This is a genomic window from Allosalinactinospora lopnorensis (genome assembly GCF_000981225.1).
GTDB lineage: Bacteria > Actinomycetota > Actinomycetes > Streptosporangiales > Streptosporangiaceae > Allosalinactinospora > Allosalinactinospora lopnorensis.
Genome location: NZ_LAJC01000076.1, coordinates 1 through 14,068, shown reverse-complemented (window position 1 = coordinate 14,068; position 14,068 = coordinate 1). Strand labels below are relative to the sequence as shown.

The 14,068-nt window shown below is 67.6% G+C and carries 14 protein-coding genes and 1 pseudogene; 11 read left to right on the top strand and 4 right to left on the bottom strand.

Annotated features, from left to right (window positions below):
• The first annotated feature begins 105 nt into the window (after positions 1-105).
• From pstC to VS93_RS22015, 4 genes are all read left to right on the top strand, one after another.
• Positions 106-1,071, top strand: a complete 966-nt coding sequence (pstC, locus tag VS93_RS22030; RefSeq protein WP_046471791.1) for a phosphate ABC transporter permease subunit PstC — start codon at positions 106-108, stop codon at positions 1,069-1,071.
• Entirely contained in the window at positions 1,068-2,162 is a 1,095-nt protein-coding gene (pstA, locus tag VS93_RS22025) for a phosphate ABC transporter permease PstA (RefSeq protein ID WP_046471790.1), read from the top strand. Before pstC ends, pstA begins: the two co-directional genes overlap by 4 nt.
• A gap of 52 nt (positions 2,163-2,214) precedes the next feature.
• Positions 2,215-2,994: a phosphate ABC transporter ATP-binding protein PstB gene (gene pstB, locus VS93_RS22020; RefSeq protein WP_046471789.1), complete on the top strand. Its 780-nt coding sequence runs from the start codon at positions 2,215-2,217 to the stop codon at positions 2,992-2,994.
• Between the two features lie 331 nt (positions 2,995-3,325).
• Positions 3,326-3,661: a serine protease inhibitor gene (locus tag VS93_RS22015; protein WP_046471788.1), complete on the top strand. Its 336-nt coding sequence runs from the start codon at positions 3,326-3,328 to the stop codon at positions 3,659-3,661.
• Positions 3,662-3,760: 99 nt separating this feature from the next.
• Here the strand turns inward: VS93_RS22015 and VS93_RS22010 are convergent, their stop codons facing one another.
• Entirely contained in the window at positions 3,761-4,804 is a 1,044-nt protein-coding gene (locus tag VS93_RS22010; protein WP_275451700.1) for an inorganic phosphate transporter, read from the bottom strand.
• Positions 4,805-4,824: 20 nt separating this feature from the next.
• Positions 4,825-5,442 carry a DUF47 domain-containing protein gene (locus VS93_RS22005; RefSeq protein WP_046471787.1) on the bottom strand — a complete coding sequence of 206 codons (618 nt, stop codon included), beginning with the start codon at positions 5,440-5,442 and terminating at the stop codon, positions 4,825-4,827.
• Between the two features lie 490 nt (positions 5,443-5,932).
• Here VS93_RS22005 and VS93_RS22000 point away from each other — a divergent pair, with 490 nt between their 5' ends.
• The 3 genes from VS93_RS22000 to purM all read left to right on the top strand — a co-directional run bounded on the left by VS93_RS22000 (position 5,933) and on the right by purM (position 9,083).
• Complete coding sequence (locus VS93_RS22000; protein ID WP_046471786.1) at positions 5,933-6,400, top strand: sterol carrier family protein; 468 nt, start codon at positions 5,933-5,935, stop codon at positions 6,398-6,400.
• A 46-nt stretch (positions 6,401-6,446) separates the two neighbouring features.
• Positions 6,447-7,919, top strand: a complete 1,473-nt coding sequence (gene purF / locus VS93_RS21995) for an amidophosphoribosyltransferase (protein WP_046471785.1) — start codon at positions 6,447-6,449, stop codon at positions 7,917-7,919.
• A 105-nt stretch (positions 7,920-8,024) separates the two neighbouring features.
• Positions 8,025-9,083 carry a phosphoribosylformylglycinamidine cyclo-ligase gene (gene purM / locus VS93_RS21990; protein ID WP_046471784.1) on the top strand — a complete coding sequence of 353 codons (1,059 nt, stop codon included), beginning with the start codon at positions 8,025-8,027 and terminating at the stop codon, positions 9,081-9,083.
• A 152-nt stretch (positions 9,084-9,235) separates the two neighbouring features.
• On the opposite strand, the gene VS93_RS21985 is transcribed toward purM, so the two are convergent.
• Positions 9,236-9,496, bottom strand: coding sequence for a DUF3073 domain-containing protein (locus VS93_RS21985; RefSeq protein ID WP_046471783.1), 261 nt, complete (start codon positions 9,494-9,496; stop codon positions 9,236-9,238).
• 372 nt (positions 9,497-9,868) lie between these two features.
• Between VS93_RS21985 and VS93_RS21980 the strand changes: the two genes are divergently transcribed.
• The 3 genes from VS93_RS21980 to VS93_RS21970 all read left to right on the top strand — a co-directional run bounded on the left by VS93_RS21980 (position 9,869) and on the right by VS93_RS21970 (position 12,797).
• The gene (locus tag VS93_RS21980) at positions 9,869-10,804 is read left to right on the top strand and encodes a hypothetical protein (RefSeq protein ID WP_046471782.1); all 936 of its coding nucleotides are present in this window, start codon (positions 9,869-9,871) and stop codon (positions 10,802-10,804) included.
• 685 nt (positions 10,805-11,489) lie between these two features.
• Positions 11,490-11,693, top strand: a complete 204-nt coding sequence (bldC, locus tag VS93_RS21975) for a developmental transcriptional regulator BldC (RefSeq protein WP_013155387.1) — start codon at positions 11,490-11,492, stop codon at positions 11,691-11,693.
• Between the two features lie 174 nt (positions 11,694-11,867).
• On the top strand, positions 11,868-12,797 hold the full coding sequence (locus VS93_RS21970) for an alpha/beta fold hydrolase (RefSeq protein WP_201776715.1): 930 nt from the start codon (positions 11,868-11,870) through the stop codon (positions 12,795-12,797).
• Here the strand turns inward: VS93_RS21970 and VS93_RS21965 are convergent.
• Positions 12,694-13,056 carry a YkvA family protein gene (locus VS93_RS21965; RefSeq protein ID WP_082127106.1) on the bottom strand — a complete coding sequence of 121 codons (363 nt, stop codon included), beginning with the start codon at positions 13,054-13,056 and terminating at the stop codon, positions 12,694-12,696. The genes VS93_RS21970 and VS93_RS21965 overlap by 104 nt on opposite strands.
• Before the next feature lie 228 nt (positions 13,057-13,284).
• Here VS93_RS21965 and VS93_RS21960 point away from each other — a divergent pair.
• Positions 13,285-14,068: pseudogene (locus VS93_RS21960) on the top strand (N-acetylmuramoyl-L-alanine amidase); the annotation flags it as partial.

Genomic DNA, 14,068 nt, shown 5'->3' with positions numbered 1-14,068 from the left:
AAGCCGCACAATATAACGGGCCCTGGCGCCGCCTGCAGCAACAGCACGGAGGTGAACCCGTTCACCCCGGGTGCGAACCCTGACCCATCTTGACCGGAGTCTCACATGACCACCACGGACTCGTCTGCGACGCCCCAGACCCCCAAGGGCAAACGTCGTATCGGCGACGTCGTATTCGCCAACACCGCGAGCGGTTCCGGGATCCTGATCCTCGCGATCCTGGCGGGTGTCGCTGCATTCCTGATCATCCAGTCCGTCGACTCGCTCGGCGCCAACACGGCGAACTTCTTCACCACCACTGGATGGGACGCCAACACCCGTGAGGCTCCGGCCTTCGGTGTCGCGGCGCTGGCCTTCGGCACGGTGCTGGCGGCGGCCATCGCACTGCTGATCGCGACCCCGATCGCCGTGGGGATCGCGTTGTTCATCGCGTACTACGCACCGCGCAAACTCGCCTCGGTGCTGGGCTACATCGTGGACCTGCTCGCCGCGATCCCCAGCGTCGTCTACGGCCTGTGGGGCATCGGGTACCTGGTCCACCAGCTCACTCCCTTCTACCAGTGGCTGAGCACCTCCTTCGGGTGGATCCCGCTGTTCGCCGGGCCGGTCTCCAGCACCGGCCGCACGATGATGAGCGCCGGCATCGTGCTCGCGGTGATGATCCTGCCGATCATCACCGCGATCTCCCGCGACGTGTTCCTGCAGGTGCCCCAGGCGCACCGGGAGGCCGCGCTCTCGCTGGGAGCGACCCGCTGGGAGATGATCCGGATGGCGGTGCTGCCATTCGGGCGGGCCGGCATCATCGGCGGGGCCATGCTCGGCCTGGGCCGGGCCCTCGGCGAGACCATGGCCGTCGCGATGATCCTCTCGCCGGCCCTGGTCATCTCGCCCCACCTGCTGCAGAGCGGCAACCAGACCATCGCGGCGCACATCGCGCTGCAGTACCCCGAGGCCACCGGTTACGGCGTCTCGGCGCTGATCGCCGCCGGCCTCGTGCTCTTCGCGATCACTCTGGTCGTCAACATGGGTGCGCGCTACATCGTCGCGCGGCGCAAGGAGTTCACCGAATGACCACCACGACCAAGAAGTCTTCGACCGGCGCCTCCGGCGATGGTCCCGCGCCGATGCAGAGGACGCTGCTCACCGGGTCGCTCCCCCGATACTTCGCCCCGGCGCTCCTCGCGGGAGTCGCCATCGTCACGGGCGGCCTGCTGTTCGCCCTGGGGACGTTCAGCATCCCGCTGTTCGCGGTGTTCACCGTCGTCACCTACACCGTCCTCGTCACCCTCGCCTCCGCCCGGATCGAGAGCGGGCGCAAAGCCAAGGACCGGTTGGTCACGGCCGTCGTCTACACCTGCTTCGGCCTGGCCATGGTGCCGCTGATCTCGCTGCTGTGGACGGTGGCCCGCATGGGGGTGGTCCGGCTCGACGGCTACTTCCTGACCGTTTCCATGAACGGTGTCACCCCGACGATGGACGCCGGCGGCGTCTACCACGCCATCGTCGGAACCATCGCCATCACCGGGTTCGCCGCGCTGGTCTCCATCCCGATCGGCCTGATGACCGCGATCTACCTGGTCGAATACGGCAGGGGCCGGCTGAAGAACGCCATCACCTTCTTCGTCGACGTCATGACCGGCATCCCGTCGATCGTCGCCGGCCTGTTCGTCGTGGCACTGTGGATGGTGTTCTTCGGGCCCGGCACCACCAACGGCGCGGCGGGCGCGGTCGCGCTGTCCGTCCTGATGATCCCGGTCGTGGTGCGCTCCTGCGAGGAGATGATCCGGCTGGTTCCCAACGAACTGCGCGAGGCCTCCTACGCCCTGGGCGTGCCGAAGTGGCTGACCGTGGTGAAGGTGGTGCTGCCGACCGCGATCGCCGGTATCACCACGGGAATCATGCTGGCCATCGCGCGTGTTATCGGGGAGACGGCGCCGTTGATCCTCACAGCGGGGTCCTCGGCCGTCGCCATCAACTGGAACCTCTTCGACGGCCAGATGATGAGTCTCCCGGTGTTCATCTACTCCCAGGTCCGGATGGGCGACGCAATCAACTACGAGCGCGCCTGGGCCGCCGCGCTGACACTGATCCTGATCGTTATGCTGCTGTTCTTCGTCGCCCGGTTGGTCTCCCGGTTCTTCGCGCCGAAGTTCGGACGCTGACCCCCGCCCCACCCACGCCTTCCGCACGAACTCGAGGTAACGAGGAATCACAGTGGCCAAGCGAATCGACGTCTCCGGACTGCACGTCTATTACGGCGACTTCAAGGCCGTCGAGGACGTGTCGATGACCATCGAACCCCGGGCGGTCACCGCCTTCATCGGCTCCTCCGGCTGTGGCAAGTCGACCTTCCTCCGCGCCCTCAACCGGATGCACGAGGTGGCGCCGAATGCCCGGGTCGAAGGCAAGGTCATGCTGGACGACCAGGACATCTACGCCCCCGATGTCGACCCTGTGGCGGTCCGCCGGGAGATCGGGATGGTCTTCCAGCGCCCCAACCCGTTCCCGACGATGTCGATCTACGACAACGTCATCGCCGGGGCGAAGCTCAACAACCAGCGGCTCGGCAGAACCGAGGCCGACGACATCGTCGAGCGGTCACTGCACGGCGCCAATCTGTGGGAAGAGGTCAAGGACCGGCTGAGCAAGCCGGGAGCGGGGCTCTCCGGTGGTCAGCAGCAGCGCCTGTGCATCGCCCGCGCCATCGCGGTGGAGCCGGCCGTGCTGCTCATGGACGAGCCGTGCTCGGCGCTGGACCCGATCTCGACACTGGCGATCGAGGACCTGATCGCCAAGCTGAAGGAGAACTACACGATCTGCATCGTCACGCACAACATGCAGCAGGCGGCGCGGGTCAGCGACCAGACGGCGTTCTTCAACCTGGCGGGCACCGGAAAACCGGGCCGACTGATCGAGATGGACGAGACCAACAAAATCTTCACCAAGCCCGACAAAAAGGAGACCGAGAACTACATCACCGGTCGCTTCGGGTAATCGCATACGGTATCGCGGCGGCGGGCCGACCGGCTCGCCGCCGTTCTTGTCGCGGCGAAGACTTCCACCGGCAATTCCAGAGAAGACACAGAGCCGACCGCGGGCCGACCCGAATACCCTCTCTCGTCCGCACCATGTAACCAAAGGTCAGAGGCGATCCCACTGTCAATAAATTCAACGGGACGGTCAATGCCGCAGCAACACGGATCGGGGCGGAACGGCGAATATCCACATCACTTCCACCCCTTTCGCGAGTTCCTGTAATTGATCATGAACTTAGCGTGATACCTTCTGTTCCGGCCTTCAAAAGTCGAAAACAGAGGGGACCGATATGAAACGCGCCACCGCCGCCGCTTTCGCTCTGACCGCCGCCACGGGCCTGATCGTCGGCATCCCGGCGACCGCGAACGCCGCGTCCGGCGACCGGAACGCCCCCGCCCACCAGGGCGCGGAATGCGAGGGCAAGCAGAACTGGCCCGAACTCGTCGGGACCAACGCGGAGAAGGCCAAGCGCACCATCGAAGCGGAGAACCCCCGGGTCACCGCGGTCATCATCTCCGAGAACGCCCTGGTGACCTCGGACTTCCGCTGCGATCGGGTGCGTGTCCACACCGAAGCCGAGGACGACCGGACCACCACGGTCGCCCGTACCCCCCGGGTGGGCTGATCAGAGAACGCGTGAGCGGTCGGCGGCTCCGGGTCCCGCCGCGGACTCCGGAGGGGAACGGCGCCCACACGGCCGCCGCGCGCATCCGCGCGATCACGGCTATCCGGGCGCGACTACGCGCAGCAGACCGTACGCCGCGGCGGCGATCGCGGCCGCCCCCGGCAGGGTCAGCAGCCACACGGTGACGATGTTGCCTGCAACGCCCCAGCGCACGGCCGAGAGCCGCCGTGTGGCGCCCGCACCCACGATCGCCGAGGTGATCGTGTGGGTACTGGAGACCGGCACATGCCAGATGAACGCGGCGGCGTAGAGCACCATCGCGGCCGTGGTCTCAGCGGCGAACCCCCGCGGAGAGTCCAGTTGGATCACCCGGCGGCCCAGAGTGCGCATGATCCGCCATCCTCCGGTGAGGGTCCCCAGGGACATGCTGATTCCGGCCGCCACCACGACCCACAGCGGGAGCGTGTAGCTGTGCTGGTAACCGGTGAGGACCAGCGCCAGTACGACCACACCCATGGTTTTCTGCGCGTCCTGCAGCCCGTGTCCCAGCGCCATCGCGGCGGCCGAGACGGACTGGGCCATGCGGAACTTGCGTGCCACCCGGACCGGGCGGGAGCGGCGGAACAGCCACATGATGGCGAGCATCATGAGGTACCCGCCGATCCCGCCGATGAGGGGCGACAGCAGCATCGGCAGCACGAAGCTGTCGGTGACGTCGGGGGCGTTCACCACGCTCGTGGAGGCGAGCGCGGCCCCGAGCATGCCGCCCACCAGGGCGTGCGAGGACGACGAGGGCATGCCCTTGTACCAGGTGACGATATTCCACGCGATCGCGCCGACCAGCGCGGCGAACAGCACGTACAGCCCGGGCGCGCCCGAGTGCGGCGTGATGATGTCCTGGCTGATCGTCCGGGCGACGCCTTCGCCGAGGAACGCTCCGACCATGTTCATGGACGCCGCCATGACCACGGCGGCCCGCGGTCCCAGCGAGTTGGTGCTGATCGGCGTCGCGAGCGAGTTCGCGGCGTCCTGGAAGCCGTTGGTGAACGCGAAGACGAGCGCGGCGGCGATGACCGCGACCAGTACCAGGTTCTCCGGCGGCACATCCGGGGGGAGCAGGTCGGCCGGCCCGCTCAGCGGCACCGCCGCGGATCGGGGGATGCTCAGGATTCCTTCACTACGATGGTCTCGACGGTGTTGGCCACGTGCTCGAACGCGTCCGCCGCGGCCTCAAGTTCCTCGATGACGTCCTTCAGCTTGAGCACCGTGAGGGCGTCGTACTCACCACTGAACAGGCGGGCGAGAAGCCGACGGTAGATCTGGTCGGCCTGGTTCTCCAACTGGTTGATCTCGATCCAGTACCGCGTGAGGTCGTGCATCGAACGGAGGCGGGGCATGGCTTCCGCGGTGAGTTCAGCGGCGCGCTCCAGCACCTCGACCTGGTCGATGATGCCCTTGGGCAGGCGGTCCAACTGGTACAGCCCGACCAGGTCGACGGCGGCTTCCATGGAGTCCATGACGTCGTCCAGCGAGGAGGCCAGCCGGTAGATGTCCTCGCGGTCGAACGGCGTGACGAAGCTCTCGTTGAGCCTCCGCATGATGGTATGGGTTCTCTCATCACCCGCATGCTCGCAGGCGCGCATCTTCTCGGCGATAGCCTCACGGTCGGCGCCGTCACTGATCAGCTCCACCAGCAGACGCGCACCTATGACCAGGTTGTTCGCGGAGTCAGCGAACATCTCGTAGTAGCTGTCATCGCGCGGGGTCAGGCGAAGACGCACATCTATCTCCGTAAAGTGCGGTGGTTGTGCGTGAGGGCGCTATGGGCACACTCGGGCGAAAAGGTCATGTCGGACGTAATGCTGAGCGGGCGACGTTCCCTTCGTGCCGCCCTGGGGGTTCTCTTCGCTCCTTGTTCACTTTGCCTGCGCCAAGGGCCACCAAAGCCGAAGTGGTGGAGCACTCATCCTAACCACCCCGGTCAGAGCCACCAGGCACCGTGTTCCTCAGGTCCGTTGTATGGACAGCCGGGGTGAACTTGGCGAACGGGATGCGATCAACAGTGGAACACAGAACGGCGTACGTCCCGTGATCTTCCTTCCATGCGATCGACACCCTTGGTTCACCACCCTGACGTGTCACGTTCCCTCAAGAGTCAGTTTCGGGGGATTCCTCCGTTGAGGCAACTCTCCTTACGGGGATCATGAGCAATCCCCCGCGGGCGCCCGGACGATGCCCCGCCGGCGGCGTGTCCGGCTAACCTCTGATGACATGCTGGCCAAGCCCACAGCGGCGCAGCGGCGCCACGCGGCACTGCGCACCGCCCTCGACACCCAGCTCGCGGCTCTGGAGGAACCGCCCTACACCGGTCCGGACCGGCCGGCGGCGGTACTGACCGAGTGCGCCGCGGCCGTGCTGCGCGCACGGGAGCAGGGCGGGACACCCGAACGCAGCGCTGTCCGCGCCGTTGTCCGCGGCTCACTCATCGAGCTCGCCGAGCGGGTCCCCGGCCACAGCGTGGAGGTTCGGGTGCCGCCGTTCGGGGCGGTACAGGTGGTCGAGGGCCCCCGGCACACCCGCGGCACCCCGCCGGGCGTGGTGCAGACCGACCCCCTCACCTGGATCGCGCTGGCGGCGGGGCGGGAGTCCTGGGAACACGCGGTCGCGGACGGCATCGTGAGCGCCACGGGAGAACGCACCGATCTATCCCCTCACCTGCCGCTATGGGAGGGCCTCTGACCCCCGGTTGGCACGTCCCGGGTAAGCAGGCACTAAGCTGGAGGGCGTGTCGTACTCCGACGGCCGGCTCAGCACCGAGATCGATCCCGAAGAACGCGGACCGCGGGACGCGTGTGGCGTCTTCGGTGTCTGGGCTCCCGGCGAAGAAGTCAGCAAGCTCACCTACTTCGGCCTCTACGCCCTGCAGCACCGCGGGCAGGAGTCCGCGGGTATCGCCCTGAGCGACGGCGAGCGCATCGTCGTTTACAAGGATATGGGGCTGGTCTCCCAGGTCTTCAACGAAGCGACTCTGGACTCGCTCCGCGGCCACCTGGCGGTCGGCCACTGCCGCTACTCCACGACCGGTTCCCCTGTGTGGAAGAACGCGCAGCCGACCTTCTACACGGCGCGCGACGGCGGCCTCGCACTCGGCCACAACGGCAACCTGATCAACACCCCCGAGCTCGCGGCGATGCTGCCCGACGACCGGATCGGCGCGACCACCGATACCGAGGTACTCACCGGCCTCCTCGCGGACAGCCCCGGCCGCAGTACCGAGGAGGCGGCGCTCGATCTGCTGCCAAAGCTCCAGGGCGCCTTCTCGCTCGTCTTCATGGACGAGAACACGCTGTACGCCGCCCGCGACCCACAGGGGATCCGCCCGTTCGTCCTGGGGCGCCTCGACAGCGGGTGGGTGGTCGCCAGTGAGACCGCGGCGCTCGACATCGTGGGGGCCGTCCCGGTTCGGGAGATCGAACCCGGTGAGATGGTCACCATCGACGAGCGCGGTGTACGGTCCCGCCGCTTCGCCCCCGCCGCCCCCAAAGGCTGCCTGTTCGAGTACGTGTATCTGGCCCGGCCCGACACCACGATCGCCGGCCGCAACGTCAACTCCACACGCGTCGAGGTCGGCCGCCGTCTCGCCAAGGAGCACCCGGTCGATGCGGACCTGGTCATCCCGGTTCCGGAGTCCGGCACCCCCGCGGCTGTCGGGTACGCCGACGGCAGCGGCATCCCGTTCGCGCAGGGGCTGGTGAAGAACTCCTACGTGGGCCGCACGTTCATCCAGCCCAGCCAGACGCTGCGGCAACTGGGCATCCGGCTCAAGCTGAACCCGCTGCGCGACGTCATCGAGGGAAAGCGGCTGGTCGTGGTGGACGACTCCATCGTCCGGGGGAACACCCAGCGCGCCCTGGTCCGCATGCTGCGCGACGCCGGAGCCGCAGAGGTGCACGTCCGCATCTCCAGCCCACCCGTGCAGTGGCCCTGCTACTACGGTGTGGACTTCGCCACCAAGGCCGAGCTCATCGGCGGGAACCTGTCCACCGAGGAGATCCGCGACTCCATCGGCGCCGACTCCCTGGCCTACATCGCGCTCGACGAGCTCATCGCGGCTACCGAGGTGGCCAAGGACCGGCTCTGCAGGGCGTGCTTCGACGGTGTGTACCCGATCGAAGTCGACCCGGACTCCCGCGGGAAGTACCTGCTGGAGAAGGCCTGCGGCACACCCAGAACCGAGTCCGTGGCGACGAGCGCGTAGGCCGCCGCCCCTTTTTTTCGAAGAGGTGTCGTTCCGGGCCGTCCGGGAGATACCGTCCGATTCCGCCGTGGCCGGGCGCGGTGCTGAACAGCTGAGAGGTTTCGCGTGGCAGAGGGTGCCAACACGAGCGGGGCGTACGCCGCCGCCGGGGTCGACATCACCGCCGGTGAACGCGCGGTGGATCTGATGAAGCGGCACGTGGCGCGCGCCCGCAGACCGGAGATGATCACCGACGCCAGCGGCTTCTCCGGGCTGTTCCGGCTGGACACCAGCGCGTACCGGGAACCGGTGCTCGCCACGTCCACCGATGGCGTCGGCACCAAGGTGCTGCTGGCGCAGGCCGTGGACAGGCACGACACCATCGGTATCGACCTCGTCGGAATGGTCGTCGACGATCTCGTGGTCAGTGGGGCCGAGCCGCTGTTCATGACCGACTACATCGCGTGCGGCGCGGTCGTGCCCGAGCGCATCGCGGAGATCGTCGGCGGTATCGCCGAAGGTTGTCGCCAGGCCGGATGCGGACTCATCGGCGGGGAGACCGCCGAACACCCCGGCGCGATGGCCCCGCACGAGTACGACCTCGCGGGAGCAGGGACCGGTGTCGTGGAGGCCGACTCCATCCTCGGTCCCGACCGCGTCCAAGCGGGAGACGCCGTCATCGCGATGGCTTCCTCCGGCCTGCACTCCAACGGCTACTCGCTGGTCCGCCGGGTCGTCGACCGGGCCGGCCTGGATCTCGCGGCGCACGTGCCCGAGCTCGGCGGGGTCCTGGGCGAGGTGCTGCTCACCCCCACCCGGATCTACGCCCGGCACTGCCTCGCGCTCGCTGCCGAGGTCGAGGTGCACGCGTTCTCCCACATCACGGGCGGCGGGCTGGCGTCGAACCTGGCGCGTTCACTCCCGGGAAGCGTGGACGTCGCGATCGACCGCGGGAGCTGGACGCCCTCGGCGGTCTTCGGCTACATCGCCGCGCAGGGTGGCATCTCCCGTGCGGACATGGAGGCCACGTTCAACATGGGGGTGGGTATGGCCGCGATCGTCTCCGCCGAGGACGCCGACCGCGCGCTGTCCCTGCTCGCCGAACGGGGACTCGCGGCGTGGATTCTGGGGCGCACAGCCCCCGGGTCGGGAGAGGTACGGCTCGATGGCGAGTACGCCTCCTGACGGCTCGGCCCTACCGTGCGGCAGCCGCGCCCCCGGAAACAGGTATAGCCGGCCTGAGCCGCCAAGAGCGGATCTGACCGGCTATATAACCTGCTTGTCAGCGGACCCGGTTATGCGGATATTGCGCGTTACCGACAGCTCGACGCGACGGCTCAGCGGGAGCCGTCCGATCGATCGGGCTCTTCCCCCGCCGGCTCGCCGCCGTTCGGATACTTGTCAGCAAGGTCCGCATAACGGTCGACCAGGTCATCGTAAGGGTCTTCATAGGTGTCGTCCGACTGTTCCGGCGACGACACACTTTCCTCAGCGACACCCAGCTCTGCCCGCAGCCGGTCGAGGTCGGTCCCTCCGGTGTTGTACTTCAACCGCCGGGCGACCTTCTGCTGCTTGGCCTTGGCTCGGCCGCGCCCCATTGGCTCGACCCCCTCAACGATTGGGTTTTGAAGAAAACCCCAGATCAACTAGCAAAACCGCAATGTCGGGCTGACCGCCGTCACCGCACTGACGACAGGCGCCAGCTTACGTACGGATACAACCGTACCCGGTTTGACACCGCCCTGCCTACGCCGCCTGTGGCTAAGGGCCGTCCGGCATACCACCACAGTCACCGACTCCTCCGGTTCGGGTGTGTCCGTTCCGGCCGGAACATCCCCGCGGCCACCACCGGTGCGGGATCACCGCACGGTCACGGACACGCGGCTCGTACCCGTGGACGCTGGAAGCGCCTTGGACCGCGCGCTCCACCGGTTAGTGCCAGCTGCCACGATATATGCCACGATGCGATCGTGCTGCCCTACACCGCCTATCTCCGCGTCTACCAGCCCATCACCGCGTTTTCAAGCAGGGAACGGGCCTACTGGAAAGCGTACGCGGAGTCACCGGACCGGCCAAAGAAGGTCCAGGCCATGGTGGCCGAACATGATGAGAGCCTACGCCGCCTCGTGGCCACGCCGCCGATCGTCGCACCTGAGCGGGAGAGCGGTCACGCCTACGTCCGACGTGTGGGCTCTCAGCTCTTCGTCTGTCCTTGGCAGACCCGGCTGCGGTCATGGCTCGGCTTCCGCGACTTCCGCTCGGAGACTCCGCGCGGGATCAGTCCGGCCTTCGTGCCGGAGCCCGTCGCCACAGCGGCCGAGGAGGCGTTCCAGCGCTGGCGCGACCGCGGCGATCCGCTCCGCACCCAGATCCTGACCAGCACATGGACGGTTCCGCTGCCGTGGTTCGCCCTGTTCGACGCGACGGAACGCCGCCTGGTCCTGGAACCCGGCTCAGATCCGGCGACGGCCCGCGGCGACGGCGGCCTTCCGCCCCGTAACCGCTTCGGCGGGAGCGTGTCCGGCCACGGGTCCTCACTGCCGCCGGAATCGGCACCGCCCCGCACGCTCCTCTACGTCACAGAGCTGAAGCAGGCCCGCGAACGCCTCGATCGTGCGATCCGGGTGCTCGGGCAGAGCCTCGGCGATAGTACGGCGCTGACCTCGGCCGAGCAGATGGAGGACTGGCTGACCGGGATCGCGCATCCGAACGCGCTCCTGGAGCTCGACTACGGGGGCCTGGTGCGCCTACTCGGCGACGACGAGCTGCGCGAGGACGAGTCGGCGGCGGAAGTCGCCGCCGCGATCACCGGACTGGAGACGGGGCAGGAGGAACTGACCGTGGCGATGTACAAGCGGGTGTCCCGGCGCTGGAAGTCGATACAGGCCCTGGAGCACGCCAACTGAGAGTCACGGCGTGGTCAACCGGAACGCGAGGACGATTCACATTTTCTCGCCGCACGCCACGCCGAAACGCAACCTGGTGTACCAGGTTCTCAGGCGGACCTTCCCCGTCTCCCTCGATTCCCTGTCCGACGAGTCCGGACGACCTTCACAGTTGGCATCAACCTTGGCGAAAATGGGCATAACAGTCGATAGAGATCAACGTACACTGTGTTCAGCTCATCACTGAGTGCGCTCCAGGTAACCAAAATAGCCGGTCACGCCGCCGATGCACGTGACACAGGAGGGCAGTCGACGAGGGAAGGTCGATGCACCGATCGCGCTGGACGGACCAGCGGACGGGCCGATGAACCGGAGCCGGTCCGCGTCGGTGGACTCCGTCCCACCGCGTTTCAGCCAGAACTTCACTCCCACTTTCGGTCCACCGGATCAAGAAAAACAAAGCCGGAGAATGAAGTTTTGACCGAATACGCCACATGCCACTAAACGTGTCGCTAGAATCACTCAGCGTGACGCGACACATGAGCGGCTTTGCGGCTTCCCATCCGTCAAAGTCGCGTTAAGTGGTCGCATAATCACCTCGGGTGATGCCAATATAGACCTTGAGAGCAATATTGGACATCCGGGCCGAGTGCCAGGATTAACACTCAAGGATCGGCACACAGATCCAGGAGGAGAGGCCGTACACATGTCAACTCGCACGCCCGAGGCGGAGCCCCTGTTGACCCCTGCCGAGGTCGCCACCATGTTCCGCGTGGACCCCAAGACCGTCACGCGTTGGGCAAAGGCGGGCAAGCTGACCTCGATTCGGACCCTGGGTGGGCACCGCCGCTACCGCGAGACAGAGGTCCGTGCTCTGCTGGCCGGCATCCCCAGCCAGCGCACGGAGTGATCTCCCTCGGGCTCGTGCCGTATGAGGGGGGGATCGCTCTAGGGATCGACACGCATCCCAGGAGCGTTGAGGGCGGGTCGCCGTTCGGCGGCCCGCCCTCGTCCTGTCCGGAGCCGTGTGCGGAACGCGCAGGGCCCTCCGCGAGGCCGGCCCTGCGCCTGACCGATCGGAGAGATGATGGACGAGGTCGAGGTCGACGGTCTGCGGGTCGCCTTCCGGCAGGCGGGGGCGGGGCCGCCGCTGATGCTCCTCCACGGCGCTGTCAGTGACAGCCGGGTGTGGCGCGAGCAGCTCAGTGATCTCTCCGACGAGTTCACGGTGCTGGCGTGGGACGCTCCGGGCTGCGGCCGGTCATCGGATCCCCCCGAGACGTTTCGCCTACCCGAGTACGCCGACTGCCTCGCGGGGTTCATCGACGCGCTCGGACTCGAACGACCGCACGTCCTCGGCCACTCATTCGGCGGCGGACTCGCCCTGGAGCTGTACCGACGCCGCCCTGCGCTCCCGAGGACGCTCGTTCTGGCCGGAGGATACGCCGGATGGGCGGGCTCGCTGCCGCCCAACGTGGTCGAACGGCGGCTGCGGGGGGCGCTGCGGGCCGCCGAACAGCAGGCGAACGGCGCGTTCGCGCCCCGATCGATCCCCGGCCTGTTTTCGGAGGCACTGCCCGGCGAGAAGGCCGAGGAGCTCGCCGCGATCATGTCCGGGTCCCGCCCGGTGGGAACGCGGGTGATGGCACACGCCTTCGCGGAGGCGGATCTGCGCGACGTCCTACCACGCATCCGGGTACCGGTGCTGCTGGTGTACGGCGACGCCGACGAGCGCGCGCCGCTCGCGGTCGCCGAGGGGCTGCACGCGGGAATCGCCGCCTCGAAGCTCGTGGTGCTGCCCGGACTCGGCCACGAGAGCTACCTGGAGTCGGCGGGTGCCTTCAACGCCGAGGTGCGCGGTTCCTGCGGTCGGCGGCCTGAAACGCCCCCGGCCCCGCCCGCCCCCTGCGTCATCCCACGACATGCCCTTGGACGTACTGGGGTCCGTAGCGCTCCCATTCCAGGAACCGCTCGGTCTCGCTCATCAGTCCGGAGGCGAGCCAGATCGCGATGACGGCGTCGTCAGCGAGGCCGAAGAGGGGGATGAAGAGCTCCGGAACGAGATCGACCGGAGAGGCGATGTACAACACGGCCAGGACGAACAGCACCAGCCGCGACGCCGGGAGCTGCGTGTAGTGGCCGCGGATCCGGGAACCGAGCATGCGCGGGATCGCGCCGGCACGGGCCCACAGCGAAGGTTTGCCGGGTCGGATCCCCTCGTACACCACCCGCCAGGCGGCAGCGCCCGCGGCTACGCGATTCGACTTTCGCACCGAAACCACCTCGATATCCGATATCGGCCGGCCACCGCTCCGGCTGCCGGCCCTAAGGACTGCTCCATCAAGATATGACGCGTTCTGCCGCGATTGTGTTCCCGGAACCCGCTAAGTTGTGGAGGGCGAGCCCCCTCTGTCCCAAGGACGACTTTGACGATCACGCGTACCGGCCCCCCGGCGCCGGAACCTACGGTGACCGGCGGCCAAGGCCCCATCCTGAACGCTCTGAGGGGCCTGCTGGCGATCACGGCCCTCCTCGCGGGCACGGCCTGCGCGGAGATCCCCGCCGCGGACGAGTTGCCCGCCCCGGGTGAGGGGACGGCCTCTCCGGAGGACCCCCCGGACAAAGGCCCACTCTCCGGCCGGACGGTGGTCATCGACCCCGGTCACAACGGAGGCAACGCCGACGCGTCCGCCGAGATCAACGAGAGCGTTCCGGCGGGACCGAAGGAGAAGGAGTGCGACACGGTCGGCTCCACGAGCCCCGACGCTACGCCGAGCACGAGTTCACCTGGCGGTTCTCCCAGCAACTCGGTGACGCGCTGAAGGCGGACGGCGCCGCGGTCGTCCTCACCCGGGAGGACAACGAGGGCGTCGGCCCCTGCATCAACGAACGCGCCGAGATCGGCAACAACGCCGATGCCGACGCCGCCATCTCCATCCACGCCGACGGCGCCGACGGGGGCGGACCCGGCTTCCACGTCATCGCCCCGGGCGAGGTCGAGGGGTACACGGAGGAGATCGTGGAACCGTCGCGCCGACTCGCCGAGGACGTGCGCGAGGAGTTCCACGCGGGGAGCGGCCAGCCCTACGCCGACTACATCAGCGATGACGGTCTGGACGTGCGGACCGACCTCGGCGGGCTCAACCTCTCCACGGTGCCGAAGATCTTCCTGGAGGTCGGCAACCTGCGCGACGAGGAAGACGCCGAGTCGCTACGGGACGAGAAGTGGCGGGAGCAGGCCGTCGAAGCCGTCGCCGCCGGGCTGAGCAGGTACCTGCTGCGGGA